This window comes from Thioclava nitratireducens (genome assembly GCF_001940525.2).
Taxonomy (GTDB): domain Bacteria; phylum Pseudomonadota; class Alphaproteobacteria; order Rhodobacterales; family Rhodobacteraceae; genus Thioclava; species Thioclava nitratireducens.
In genome coordinates this window covers 203,471-217,466 of sequence record NZ_CP019437.1, presented here as the reverse complement: position 1 = coordinate 217,466, position 13,996 = coordinate 203,471, and the positions used below count along the sequence as shown (strand labels likewise).

The window sequence follows — 13,996 nt, the reverse complement described above, 5'->3', positions numbered from 1 at the left end:
CGCCCCTCAAACTATAGTGATGCCGCGCGCCGCCATTCTGATTTTGGCGCGCTGATAGGCTGTTGTGAGTTCGTCGCCACTCAGCGCCTTGCGCCAGATCGCGCTCTCTGCAATATCCATGACTGCTGTTGATCCGCTGGTCAGGTATGCGTTGCCGAAAGACAGAAACCGACCAGACGGCGCGGGCACGTAAGAACCTGTCCCGCCATCATCCGTAAACAGGCTCTCACCACCAATCAAAATCCGAACCGTTTTTGTTGCGGCAGAAAAGTCGCGCGAAATGGCCACAAATCGCCATTCTCCTTCCACCGCGCTGATGCCCGTAGCTTGAGTCACGCCCGTCAACCCGCGCTGGTTATGGCTAAAGGCCGAAGCACTCAGAAGTAAGCCGCCGCCGGTTCCTCCATTGATCGTCCCAAGCAATGCAGAAGTAGACCCTGTGAGCGTAGAAAAACGCATCACCATCGCCATTGTGTCGGTTTGCGAGGCAATTTCCGGGACGTCCGAAACAAGACCGTTTGCCGAAGACAGAGGAACGCGCAGGTAATCGTTAAAATAGCTGACCGAGCCTTGAGGTGTAAGCATCCGGCCCGACTTTGCGCCGGTCAAACTTGCGGCCGAATTGCCGAATGCCCAAGTTTCGTAGGCCTCCAACTCGACTGGCCCCATAAGCGAGATGTCACTAGCCGGAATGCGTGGCAACGCATCGTTTGAAACTGCGAAGGGGAGGATGGTGAAGATAGGCTGTGTCATGGTTATTCTCCCAAGGTGATTGCGGCGAGTTCGAATGCCGGGGAAACGTGATAAAGAGGGCGAGGTGTACCCGAGATGGTGATCGCGTCGGGCGTGCTGTCGCGGAGGTTCCCTGACGCTCCGTTTGTGATGGTCAAGCCTGCGCCTAGGTGGTCGAGCGCATACCTCACCGTCACAGTGCCAGAGGGAGCGGCGGCTAGCGTGATAACGACATCACTACCCTGCACCGCAATATTTGAAATGGCCGCTGGGCTGCCATCATCCGTGACCTGGAAGCCGTAATCGGTGGTGACAGCCAGTGTCGTCGTGTCCAGTACAAGCGGCAGGGTTGGCACCTGAAATCGGACCCGAATTTCCGCCCCGCGACGTGTGGCAGAAACAGGATTGAGCCAGCGTGGTTTTCGTCCTTGAACAATTTCCGCATAGGCTCGACCGAAGTAGGCACCAGCCCACTTGTAACCTTCGGCAGTCAGATGCACCCCGGCAGTGTAGGGGAAATGGTACATCGGTGTTGACAGAAAAAAGCGGTTCGATTTTTGCGCCAAATTGAGATGGGCGAGTGCAATATCAGAATGTACGGCAGCACCGAAGCTAACTTGATATGTCAGGCAGTAAACCGGGCTGGTTTGACCCGTTTCGGATTGCACATCGGTTTCAACATCGGCCTGCAACCGTTCCAGCGCGTCGTAATATGTCTGGTACAGTGTGGATACGCTAATGTCATTTTCACCTTGCATCCAGCACAGCGCGTGAACTGCGTGATCTGAGTTAAGCGCTTGCGCCCCGGTGACATGCGCGATCAAATTTGGATACCAGGCCGATGCCTTGTCCAGCTGGTCGATACGGTAGCTGCCATGACCTGCGGTTGAGGCCAGAATGACGTGATCGGTTGGCGCGATCCCATCCGCGGCCAAAACGGTCGAGGCAAAATTTGCGGCCCCGCTGCACGGCGTTTCCTGCCTATTCGTACCACCATCGGGCGCCGGGGAAACAGCATCTTCAACGAGTGGCTTAAATGCGCTGAAATCGAACGCAGCCCCGTCCCAAGCGCGCGGCCCCCCGTTGAAAGTAACATTGCTGTATGGCTGAGAGACGCTGATAACAGAGCCAGAGGCGGCTCCGACAGACAGCGATTGGCCATAGAACAGCAAGTGGTTATATTCTGCCGCATCGACAGGCGCGCTCAATTCTTCAACAGAGAAGGACGTGGCATCAATGCCGCCAGACAAAGCGCCGACAACCTCACCCGTCATCTCGTTCACGCCGAGCAAAACACGGCCCGAGGCATCAGCTACCAATGGCCACACAGGGCCGGAGCCGATGTATTTTGCCTGCGATAGGCCGCCAAGCACACGCTCAACGTCCCCGTCAGTTGTCAATCTTCCGGTTTGCTTGTTGACCCCAAGCAGGACACGCCCCGATGCGTCGGTAAAAAGAGGGACCAGATCATCGCTGCCAGTGTATCGGGCAAGAGGCTCGCGCGCCTCATCAAGATCGAAACGAGTATCTTGTGCATATGTTGCAGAAGGATACCGCGCCACCTCAGTTGCAGTTGCCCCACCATCGTTACGATAGCGAACAATGACGTCTCCGGTTACGACTTGAAATTGCTCGGCGTCAGCTGTTGCTGCCAAGCCGCTTGCGATGTCCGTGTAGACCTCAGCGTTCACTGTCGCAGCGTCGCGGGCGCTTTCGGCGGAGCCCTGCGCTGCGACTGCTGCTGCTTCGGCGGCTTCAGCCGCAGCCACATTCGGCGCAATCTGAGCATTCGCATCTGCCGCGGCGGTACTTGCCGCGCTCTCAGCGGCCTGACGATCCAACCCAGTCTGCTCACGATCCGCCGCGGTCGCCAAGGCGTCATCCGTCGTGGCTTGTACAGCTGCATCAAGTGCCCCGAGATCGATGCGGGCGGCGGATGCCTTCGCCGCCTCTGCATAGCCCTGAGCTGCCTCAACCTCGTCAGCCGTTGGCCCGTTTTCCCAGCCGAGCCCATCGGCACGAACCATAGGAACCCGATTGGGCCGGGGATCGAAGGCCGCCATTGGTTTTCGCGCACGAAGCGCCGCATTGATCTGCGCGCGGTCCTCCTGTGCGCCCATCACATCTTGGTCGAGCTGCGCCTCCATTCCGGCCTCGCGGCCATCGTCCCGAGCCATCCAACCTTGTTCGAGCGGCGTGGCACGCTCAATCCAAAGAGTTTGCCCGTCATGCGTGGTTGCAGCCGCGGCGGTGAGAAGGAGGTTCCCCTGGCCGACTGCCGTCGCCGGATCAATGCTGAAATCCGCCACGTCGAGCTGGGTGGGAACGTCCTCGATCAGCACATAGGCCACGATCGTGCCCGCCAAATAGGGATGCGGGATGGGGTAGGGGCCGACGCCCGAGATGGTGTAGGCCGGAGCCTGGGCATAGCTTTCGACGGTCATTGAGCGCCTCCGAGTGCGTTGTTCAGGTCAGGCGATCGTTCGGGCAGGAAGGATCCTCGCTCCCACCAGGAGGTGGTGCGGTAGTCGCGCGCGAGGCGCTTTTCGTACTGGCGAAACTGCTTGTCGGCTTCCGGGTCTAGGAAGGGCTGGATCTGATCCCAAAGCATGCGATCGAGCGCGACGCGCGTCGGGATCGGCAAAAGCGGCTGGAAGGTCGCGGCGGGGTTGTAGCGCCGCGCGATCTTCACCACGTCTCGGCCGAGAAGCGGAGCCTTGCCTTCCGAGATCCGCGCGGCGTTCGAGGCCACGGCACGGGTGACGTCGCCAGCGATGCCGACCACCGGCCCCGCCAGCGTTTCGGCGAGACCGCCACCGGCGCGGCTCGTCTCGGAGGCGAAGAAATCCCCGAAGATCCCGACGCCGCCGCCTTGCATGAACGCCGCCATCCAGAATGGCGTGTCATCCATGGGGCGCGGATCGCGACCTTTGGCGACCTCCTTCAGCTGCACCGCGAGCGCGCCCATTAGCGTCATCTGCGCGACCCAGGCGGTGGCATAGGTCGCCTTGGTCCAGAAGCCCTGCATCTCGCGCACGCGCCGGAGCTGGTTGAAAAAGACCGAGAGCGAATAGCTCTTGTACATGATGCTCGAGCGCGCGAACTCGCCGACGAAAGAGCCGGGCGCGCTGTTGCCGAGGAAGGTCGCGCGTCCGCGCAGGCTCGACGACGGGATTGCGTATTCCTGATGCGCCTGCCAGAGCCCTGACCAGCGGATCGCGATGTCCTCTGCCTCGGCGCGATCGAGGCTTGTGTGTTCCAGAAACCAGTTCGGATTGAGATGCTTGCCGCCGCGCGGGTCGGTATAGATTGCCTCGGGCGCGCGCAGCGCGTCCCAGTCGTTTGCGCTGATCCCACGGTTCTCCATGAAGGTCCGCAGCTCTGGCTCGAGCGCGTCGAAACTGCGGCCGGCGCGATCGGCGAGATCGGAGCCGAAGGCCATCGAGACGGCAACGCGCTCGCGATCGGTGAGGAAGGCCATACCGTTGCCGCGCAGCACCGCGTTCGAAACCCGCTCGGTCAGCTCGGGCGACCAGATGTCGCCCATGAAGCGCGCCTGGGCCGCGCCGGTGTCGAACCAGGTGTCGAACACATAGCCCAAGTCTTTAGCCATCTGCCGATCGAGCCCCTTGGTCGAGATCTCGATCATCGTCTTGATCGGAGCATTCGGATTTAAGGCCAGTGCCTTGGCCGCGATCCGCATCGAAACTACATCGGTCACCTGGCTCAGACTGGCCGAGCCGAGCTGCGCAGCCGTGAGCAGGTTGCGCGTGCCAGCCAGCAGGGTGGCCATCGCATGATCGGCCGGTTGGTTCGCTTCCCCCGACAGGATCCGCATCATCACCCGGGCCTTGGCTGCCTTTCGCCGCGCGAGAGCCGAGGCCTTGCGGCCAGCCTCGCCGCCGATCGTCGACGTATCGCGCTCGATCACCTGTATCGCGTGCTCGAGCCCGGCTTTCGGGTTCGGCCCGAAACTGCGCATCAGGGCGATATCGCGGGCCATTCCGCGCAGATGCGAGATCACGCCCTCGAACGGGTTCTCGCGCCCGAAGAGCTCGTTATAGGCCATCCAGTCATCGGCCGACTTGAAGTGCAGTACCCGGTGCGCACTGCGCGAATTCTTCAGCGCCCGCGCGCCCATGCCCATCGAGGGCGCCCGATCGTCCCAGCCGCGCGTGACGATGCCACGATAGATATCCTCGAGGAACGGGCGCACATCGTCATAGAAGGGCTTCACGCCCGACTTGAAGCTGAAGGGCTTGCCGGTTGCGAAGTTCTCGATCCGGTGCCAGTCGGCGCGCTCCCAGACGTCGCGCGACCACTGCTCGAAGCCCGCTTGTTCGATCTTGTCGGCATCATGGCTATGGGGCACGCCGAAGTCTTCGAGCTTGCCGATATCCATGCCGTTCGCATTGGCGAGCGTGCGGGCCCGCTCGTATTGCGCCTTGATCGCATCGGCGACTTCTTTGGCCGCGGCGTTGCCCGAGGCCTCGCCATGCAGCTCGCGCGTCACCTCCATCAGCTGAGCCCGATCGCGCACCTGGCCGATGATATTGGTGCGGTGCGTCTCGAGGAAATCGCGGATGCCGCCCATGAACTGACGCTCGAGACCGTGGAACTCTGCCTCGGTCCATTCGAGATCCTTGAGCACTATATCGGGGTCTTTTTCATGGGCGTTGGCATAGCGCGCCTCGTTGCGCCCCATGACCTCGAGCTGGCGCAGCGTGGCATGCCGGCGCGCCCGGGCCCGCTTCATGAAACTCTCGAGCACATCCTCGCCGGCCGCGATCTGCGCCTCGGCCGCGTTCATGCCGCCCAGCTTGTAACGCTCGATCTGATCGAGATAGTCGGCCTTCACGGCCGCGGCGCGCTCGGCGTCGATTTCCCCGGCCTTCACGGCCGCGTCGATACAGGCGTCGAACCTCATGCGCCCCCTCCTGTGCTGCAAAACGACATGCGCTGGATCAGCCGCTGATCGGCGTCGAGATCATCGAGGACGTCGCGCATGGTGAACTCGGGCCCGCTCGTGTCCGCGCTGAGACGAAAGGAACCATCTGGGCCGGCGACATCCCCCGCGGTCAGCTCATCGGCCAAGCGTGCGTCCACGCGCTCCGCAGCGGCACTCTGCGCGCCGTCAGCATAACGCGCGGGATCTACGGCCGAGATGTCCTGCAGCGGCTCCACAGGGCCGCTCAGCGGCTCGGAGGATGCTTCGCGGCCCGCCATCGGCTCGAAGGGCGACTTGCCATCGTAGCCGTCCACAGCGGCGCGCAGCGCGTCATGCGGCGTGACGGGCTCGCCCAGAAGGTCGCCGATATCGGCGCGGCCCACTTGCGCGGCCTCGGCGGCGTAGCGGCGCAAGATCTCTTCGGTGGCCGACGGTGCCCGGGCGCGCTCGCCTTTGTAAAAGGCATCGATCAGCGCTTCGCTCAGATCGTCGCGGGTCGCGAACATGTCTCCCTGGGCGAGTTTGTCGCGGATTGCAGCGATCACGCTTTGCCCGGCGCGCGCGCCACTGCGCGCCTTGGCGATCACGCGCACGGTCTCCATCAGCTGGGGCGTGATGTCGAATTCTGGGCGGATATGACCGGCCTCAACCGCCGCCCGGAAATAAGCCCAGTCGGGCGCGATCTGCTCCAGCATGCCGATCAGGCTCTCGACCTGCTTGCTTTCCGTCTCGGCGAACATCTTGATCAGATCATCCGCCTCGAAGGCGCGCGCGAAGAGTGCCTCGCGCACGCGGCGGATGCCATCGCGATTGAGCGTGCCGTCGGCCGCAAGGAAGGCGCTGCGTTCTTCCGCCGGGATGAGCGATAGCATGCGCCGCGCGAAGGGCGCGTTCTCGGGGGCGTTGAACTTTGCGCCTGGCACATAGGCGTCAAACGCCCGCTGATCGAGGAACCCAGCATCGAACTTCGCCTGCTCGGTCGGCGCCATCCGCGCGATCGAGCTCATGTTGCTTTCGCGCACGAACTTCACGCGATCGGCGGGGGCCAGGTCCCCCTTGCGCACGCCGACCAGAACCGGGTTCTTCACGCCCTTGGGAACATCGGCCACGCCCTTGATCTGATCGACATAGGCGGCATACGCCTCCGGGTTCTGGCCCATCGCCTGGCGAAGACCTGCGACGCGGCCGTTGCCGCTCTCGACTACCATGTCGGGCCCGACGATGGGCGCGCCGCGATCGCTTTCGCGCGACGGCATCAAACGCTGCGGATCGAGCCGCGCGGCGATCTCGCCGATCTGCGCATCGCTGGCGGCGCGGGAGCGGTCGCGCGGCTGCAGGTCACCGCTGGCGGCCTTGAGATCGGCCATGTCGACGATCTTCCATTCGACCGGCACGCGCGTACCGGCCGGCGTCGAGATCTCGCTCGGGAAGTCGCTCGTTCCGCGCGGGCCGCTCTCGCCGCCCACGCGCGGATCGAAGAAGCCGTCGCCGGTTGACGCAACGCCCTGGTAACTGCCGCCGTCGGTTGGCGTGAAGCTGTCGCGCGGGCCGCGATAACCCGCCCAGGCCTCAGCCCCCTGCGTCCGGAAGATGTACTGGCCGAGCCGCTCCTGCAGGTCTGGCGTCATCAGCTCGTCACCTTTGAGCCCGAGACCTTTTTTGGCAGCTCGCAAGGTTTTTCCCACGATCTGATAGGCACCCATCGGCGTCGCGACCCGGCCGATCTTCTGCTTCACCCATTGGGCGTATTTCCCATTGGGGTCAGAGAACGCGATTGCTTGATCCACGGTCATCTCGGTGAGCTTCACGTCGGCAAACGGACCGCCCTCGCGGTTCGAGAAGCCGAAGAGAGCATTGTAATCCCCGCCGCTCTCGCCCGCGAAAATCCCGTTGCGGATCTGCGCCCAGTTCTGCGGGGCATCTTTGCCCACCGGGGGCATTTGCCCGGTGCGCAGCGCCTGCTCTGCCGCGTCGATCCCTTGGGAATATTCTCCGCCATTCAATTCTGCAGGTCGGTTCGCACCTTCTCCGCGCACACGCTCGCGGAAATACTCGACGCCGCGGATCACGCCCTTGCGGGCCGCGCCGGTTTTGCCCGTGATCTTCGGCAGCATGTGCGAAATCCCCGCGACGGCGCCACCGAAGAGACCGCCAGCCACCCCGCCGATCGCGACTTGGGCGACCGCCTCGCCGGGTGTCACCGGATCCTTGCCCTGCCACGTCCGGACGTCGTTCTGCTTGATCACCGCAGGCACCTCGCCGGCTGCGCCGAGCAGTGTCTCCATGGCCATGACCCGGGCGACGGATCCGCCACCGCCGAGAAAGAGCAGGGGAAGCGAGTATTCGTCGGTGGCCGCCCCAAAGAGCGAGCCCGCGAATTTCGAGACCGAGCTGCTGCCGCGCGCGAGGCTTGCATCGTTCTCTTCCTGGTCGCGGGTGTAGCGGCGCTTCACCTCCTGCTCGAACTCGTCGCGATTGGTCGGGAGGTTGGCGAATTTCCCGGGGTTGTAGATCCGCGCGTCAGCGATCAGACCGCCGAGATAGTCGGCATCGACCTGCGGCAGGCCGAGAGCGCCTTGCGCCACCTGGTTTGGATCCTGGGGGCGCACCTGGTCCCAGCCACCGAGCGCGTCGACCATCTCTTTCTCGAGGTCGATCCGATAGCTCTCGCGCCGGTTGTGGCTGTCCTGTGCGAAGTAGCTGCTCTCGATCGACCCAATAAACTGATCGAGACCGGAAGGGATCGCGCCTTCGAGCTCCGGCTTGTCTTCGTTCGTGCGATCGAGGAACCAGCTCATCGCAGCCCCTCCGTTTCCGTGAGCAGCGGCTTGATGTCGAAGGTGTACGGCTTACCGTCATCGCCATAGACGTACTCTTCGCGGCCAGTGGCCGGATTGTGGACCATGAGGTTGAAGGTGCTCCCGCCGACAGCGCGCAGATAGGTGTTGTTCCAAGTCGCCTGGTTGCCCGGCGCGGAGAGCGACTCGCCACCGACTTGCGGTAGGGCGCCATTGATCGAGATCTTACGCCACAGCTTCTCGTTGAAGTTCGTGCGGGCTGCGTTGTGGACCCAGGCGATCGCGCCTTCGACATCACCGCCGCTGACCGTCGGCGGCAGGATCGTCACGTGTCCACGGATTTCCTGAATGCCACCCCTCGCCGAGCTGCTGTCATATTCACCGGAGCCGCCCATGACTTCGTGCACGGCCTGAAGGTAATCGCTTTCGCTGACCGTGCCGTCCATGGCGTTCGGATCGCCACGGCCGCGATAGGCGTAGAGCGCATCGGCAGCGTCGAGCACCTCGTTGCGCACCTTGGTCTCGTCACGTGACCCCGCCCGCGTGCCGTCGTCGAAGAGGCCCGTGAGATCCTTGAAGAAGGTCTGCCGCCGCTCCGCCACCGGCGGCATCTGGACGTCCTTGTCCTTCAAAGCGCGTTGGCCGGAGAAGATCTCGCGCGCAAGGCTCTCGGTGCCACCATGCGCGAGCAGGCCGCCGACATAGCCGAAGACCGGCCCGGCGCCGATCTCCTTGGTGACACGCCAAGTGTCATTGCCGAGCGATCCAGCGAGCGACATGGCGAGCTTCGCGCGGGCGGCCGGCGGCGCATCGAGCCCGGCCTTTTCTTTCCAGACGGCGGCCTCTTCCGGGCTGAACAGCTTGAAGTCGTTGACGTAGCCCATCTGGGTCAGCGAGGCGGAATACTGCGCGCGCTTCGTGATCGCGGCGCTCAGCTCTTCGGCGCTGGCCGTCGTGGGGTCAGGCAAGGGCGGGGCCGGGTTGAGACCGATCTTGGCGGCATAGGCGAAGCGATCATCGGCGAAGCCTTTGCGATCGGCATCGACGGATTTCTGCATCGCCTCCGCGACATCCGCTTCGAACCCTTCCGAGATCGGCTTCTTGCGCTGCTCGGCAAGTGCCTTTTCCTTCTCCGCGATCGGCAGCTTTGAGAACTCGGGCATCAGCTCGAAGAGTTTCTGCGCACCGATATACTCGCGCGCCTCCGGCGTGGCCGCGACGAGCGGATCCTTGAGCAGCTGATCGGCCTGATCGGCCCCAGTCCAGGCCCGCCCTTTGCCGAAGACGGTCGCGCCATCCTTGAGGAATGAGGTCGCCTGGCTGAGCGCTTCCTTCTGCGCGCGGTCGGCCTCGACCTGCGCCGCCTTTGCATCGGCCGCGAGCTGTGCGGAGGCGCGGGCGCGATACCCTTGCATCTGGCTCGGGTCCATTCCCGAGAATTCGCCCTGGTCGATCCCGTCGATCAGGGCCTGCGGATCGGTGCTGAGCAGCTTCGTCGCCCGCGTCGTGCGCATCTCCGCCATCGCTTTCTGACGGCGAAGCTGGGCATCTTCGGGCGTGATCGTGCCATTGGCGACGAGGTCATTGAGGTGCTCGTCGAGCATGTCGACATAGGTTGCCTGCGTGGCAGGGTCAGCGGTGCCGGCCGTCTCAACCGTCGTCTGGGTGGTGCGGGCCAGCTGCGCCATCGAGACACTGCGACGCAAGCCGATCGCCTGTCGGCCAATCGCGGCGCTATGGGGCACCTCGAGCTCGTCGAAGAGGAGGCTTGCATCCTCCTGGATATGTGGATCGAGCTTGCCGACGATCTGGGCCTTAAGCTCCTTGGCACGCGCCGGAAATTCGCGATCGATCACGTCGGGGTCGCCGACCTGATCGAATTCCAGTCGCAGATCGTTCAGCCCCTTCATCATCTCGATCCGGGCTTCGGAATACTGACGCTGGCGCTGCTCGCGCGCGATTTCGGTGCCGACCTTCATCATCGTGTCGCCGAGACCAGCTACGGCCCCGCCGATGTCAGGCTGGGAGATGGTCGGGGTCGCGGAGCGTCCGGCGACGACGCCAGCTTTCGGGACGGTCAGCGTCATTGGAGCACCCCGCCACGTGCGAAGCCCGGCCAGAGCTCGGGTGCGGCCGTGAGGAACTTGCCGGCCGCCGAGGTGGTCCCGCGCAGCCAGGAGTTGGTCTTATCTGCCAGCGCTGCACGACGGGCGGAGCTCAGCTCGATCTGCTTGGCCTGCCCACCTGATCGCACGGCTTGGCTCTCGAAGGACAGCTCGCGGCCGGCAGCCTGCCCCAGCGCGATCGCGGTCGGGCTGTCGAGCTGCACCCCACGCGCGGCCAGCTCAGCACGCTGCTGCGCGATCGCGCTGCGCATCTCTTTGCGGCGCCGATTGTCCTCGATCGCGTTGAGCTGCTTTTCCGTCTCCATTTGCTGACCGATTGCGTCAGCCTGCGCCTGCGCGGCTTTAGCGCCAGCGATGCCGGAATAGAGCGTACCGCCGATCGAGGCGATGGTGCCGATCGTTTGCAGCGCCGAGAACCCGGTCGCTGCGGCACCGGCGGTTGCCGCGGCTGCGCTTCCAGCTGCTGGGATGAGGGAGGCGGCAGCGGTGGCGCCGGCGGCCGTCGCACCAGCGGTGCTGAACAACGGAGCAAGAAAGGCGGGGTTACACATTACCGACCTGCCTCCTGAATTGTGGGGGTGATCTTGGTGATGGTCAGCGGTGCGCCACCATGCGGCTCGATACGCAGCGACACTTCCGTCGCCATGCCGCTCTCGACGTCCACGGCGACTTCGCCGCTATAGATCTCGGTGAGATCGGCGCTGACCTGCGCCGGGACGATCGCGACCCGGGCACGCTCACGCACAGCGTGCGGCAGGTCACGTTCGATCGCGCGCATGTAGCCTTGCGCGGTGCGCATGATCGCCACGCCCACGCGCGCATGCAGCCGGCGCTTGCGGCCGGTCATGTCGCCCTCGGGAGAGGCAGCGGTGACACCAAGCGTTTCCGCCTGGTGCGAGGTGTCGAAGAGGCCGATCACGCCGCGACTTGCTGCGCGCGGCAGCGTCAGCGTTCCGTCCGCCGCGACATCGAGCGGCCCGAATTCGCCAGCATCGGTCCAGGCATATACGGTCTCGCCCGCGAGATGCGGGATCGAGAAGCTGGTCTCTGCGCTGGTGGTCGGGATCTTGAAGCCAGCGAAGAGGTGGTTGATGTCGTAGAAATCCGCGAGCGGCGAGGCCGAGTAGATATCGGCGAGTTCCTCGATGTAGCAGCGGCTTTCGCCGTCGACGGTGCGCCGCACGGCCATCGTCACCGTGTCCAGATCCCCGGAGCCTGCCGGCGTCACGGCCAAGCTCTCGACGGTGCCCCCTGCGAGCGGGACGCGGGCCCAGCCCAGCACCTCTTCGGTCGGGTTAAACAGCATGACGACGGGGTCACCGCTCGCGAGCGTGATCCAAGCCAGTCGCTGTGGTGAGCCCTGCCAAGCGATCTGCGTGAAGATCTCTTCGCCGAAATGCGCAGCGGCCCGCGAGAGGTCGGTCGTGGTGTTCGCGTCGTCTTGAAAGGAGTACGAGATCTGCATCACACGGCGCCCATCGCGCGAGATGATGATCGGGTTTCCATCGGGGGAAATCGGAACCGCGCCCGAGCTGCCATAGCTGCTGTCGACGCCGATCACCGTGGTGGTCGGGCCGATCACTTGGTTCTGGCTATCCGATCGAGTGGAGAGCTCTTGCCCGATCGCGAAAATATGCAGCGCACGCTTGCCCCCGCGCAGGCCGATGATGCGGTTCATCGAGGCTTGGCCCGAGATCGTGTAGGCAAAGCTCTGGTCCGCTTCGACACCGGGCTCGAAATCCGTGTAGCCGCCGACGGAAGAGAACCACAGCGTGCGCGGCTCGCTTTCGCTGGCGGCCAACACAAGGCGCTGATCGTAGATTTCGAGGCAGGCCGGGTAGCCGCGCTCGTCAGACCACGCGCCCTCGGACCAGCGATAGGTCGAGCCCCCGACCAGGTTCGGGGGCATCTTTCGCGTGATGCTTCCAGTGGCATGCGTGGCATCGGTCACGGCGGTGATCTCGACCACGCCCTTGCCGTCGCTGATGAACTCCCACTTGATGCCTTTTCCCTTATCGGCGAGCTCGATCCCGTCAGTATGGATCGGCGGCTGCACTCCGGTATTGGTGCCTGCGGTCACCTTGTAGATCTTGCCGCCGTTACGCATGTAATCGCCGACCGCGACGTCCGTATTCGACGTCCACAACGCGATGTTTTCATAGCCCTGAGGCTCGAACATGAAGAGCGCGCCGATATGACCCGCAGTGAACACGTCGGCGCTTGCAGTCAGCTCGACTTCGGGGTCGCCCGCGGCCGAATAGGCCAGAGAGATCGTGAAATCCTTGTCGAGGTTCTGCACCCGGAAGGGGCCGTTGCTGAACGCGGCTTCTTCCAGCGCCCAGTTGTCGAGCGCGAAGCGCTTGAGCTTCTGCACCGGACGCGCGCCATCGGCGATGTAGATCACATCGGCGGACTGCACATAGGTCATCCGGTCGATTGCGGCGGCGTCATAGGGGATCGCGAGCTCGTAAGGCGCGCCATCCTTTTCGACAAGCGCGCCATAGCGCCAGACGCGCATGACGAAGGGCGTGAATTCGAGGATCAGCGCATCGTCGATCGCGAACTGAAACGGGATCAGGCGTGGGGCCTGATCACCTTTGGTGCGGCCCTTGTACCAGGTGCCCGGCGCGCGCGTCAGGCCGCCCTCGAGGAGAGGCAGGAAGCCGCGCGCGGTGCGCAGCCCGGTCTGGTTTCGGATGTAATCGTTGCGCGACCACAGGAGCGGCGAGACCTCGCCGCTCGCGAAGGAGCGTTGAGCGGGGGCCGACCGGGTCACAGCGTCACCTCGTCGGCCCAGAAGCCCTCATCGTCTCGGCCGTCATAGCGTTGCGAGGAGGCGTTGCCGCGATCGCCGCGCATTGCATCCTGCAAACGCGTCTTTGCAATTTGCTCAAGTCGATCGAGTTTCGACGTGGTGCCGATATCGCGGTTTCCGAGATAGCAGGCGAGCCGAAGCGCCACCGCGTCTTGGAAATCTGCCGGGAGGATCGCCTCGTTGGTCAGCCGGCGGGTGAAGCGAACGCGCAAGGGCGCAGGGGCATCAGCGCGCAGCAGCCCGGTGGCGTCTATCCGGAAGTCGACGTCACCATCGCCGACTTCCTGCATTTTCACGAAGTCGCCGGGGAGTTGGTAGCTGTAGGGATAGGCGTCTTCAGCTGCGATGCCGGTCGGCAGGGCAGCCAATGCGGGCAGCGAGACCGAGGTCGAGGCGAAGCTCCAGTCGCAGGCCGCGAGGCAGGAGGACATGGCGACCGGGTACATCTCCGCCGCGTCGCGCGCTTTCTCGCTGTCATCGCCAAACGAGCTCGGCGGTGCGAGCTCGAGATAGCGAAACGCCTGGGCGACGATGATCGACGTGGCAGCGGAAAAGGCCATACGTACCTCCGGAAGTC

General features: G+C 63.9%; 8 protein-coding genes. All 8 read right to left on the bottom strand.

The genetic code is table 11. The annotated features are described in order from the left end of the window. Positions 1–6 precede the first annotated feature (6 nt). The 8 genes from BMG03_RS01100 to BMG03_RS01065 are packed head-to-tail and all read right to left on the bottom strand — an operon-like array spanning position 7 to position 13,979. Positions 7–753, bottom strand: coding sequence for a LamG-like jellyroll fold domain-containing protein (locus tag BMG03_RS01100; RefSeq protein WP_075775280.1), 747 nt, complete (start codon positions 751–753; stop codon positions 7–9). A 2-nt stretch (positions 754–755) separates the two neighbouring features. Continuing rightward, positions 756–3,176, bottom strand: a complete 2,421-nt coding sequence (locus BMG03_RS01095) for a sialate O-acetylesterase (RefSeq protein ID WP_075775281.1) — start codon at positions 3,174–3,176, stop codon at positions 756–758. Beyond that, a complete protein-coding gene (locus BMG03_RS01090; protein ID WP_075775282.1) occupies positions 3,173–5,659 on the bottom strand; it encodes a hypothetical protein in 2,487 nt (828 codons plus the stop codon). The genes BMG03_RS01095 and BMG03_RS01090 overlap by 4 nt, the downstream gene beginning before the upstream one ends. After that, the gene (locus BMG03_RS01085) at positions 5,656–8,478 is read right to left on the bottom strand and encodes a hypothetical protein (RefSeq protein ID WP_075775283.1); all 2,823 of its coding nucleotides are present in this window, start codon (positions 8,476–8,478) and stop codon (positions 5,656–5,658) included. Before BMG03_RS01085 ends, BMG03_RS01090 begins: the two co-directional genes overlap by 4 nt. Continuing rightward, the gene (locus BMG03_RS01080) at positions 8,475–10,565 is read right to left on the bottom strand and encodes a hypothetical protein (protein WP_075775284.1); all 2,091 of its coding nucleotides are present in this window, start codon (positions 10,563–10,565) and stop codon (positions 8,475–8,477) included. The genes BMG03_RS01085 and BMG03_RS01080 overlap by 4 nt, the downstream gene beginning before the upstream one ends. Further along, a complete protein-coding gene (locus BMG03_RS01075) occupies positions 10,562–11,155 on the bottom strand; it encodes a hypothetical protein (RefSeq protein WP_075775285.1) in 594 nt (197 codons plus the stop codon). The genes BMG03_RS01080 and BMG03_RS01075 overlap by 4 nt, the downstream gene beginning before the upstream one ends. Beyond that, on the bottom strand, positions 11,155–13,380 hold the full coding sequence (locus BMG03_RS01070; RefSeq protein ID WP_075775286.1) for a phage tail protein: 2,226 nt from the start codon (positions 13,378–13,380) through the stop codon (positions 11,155–11,157). The genes BMG03_RS01075 and BMG03_RS01070 overlap by 1 nt, the downstream gene beginning before the upstream one ends. Then, complete coding sequence (locus BMG03_RS01065) at positions 13,377–13,979, bottom strand: phage connector family protein (RefSeq protein ID WP_075775287.1); 603 nt, start codon at positions 13,977–13,979, stop codon at positions 13,377–13,379. Before BMG03_RS01065 ends, BMG03_RS01070 begins: the two co-directional genes overlap by 4 nt. Positions 13,980–13,996 lie beyond the last annotated feature (17 nt).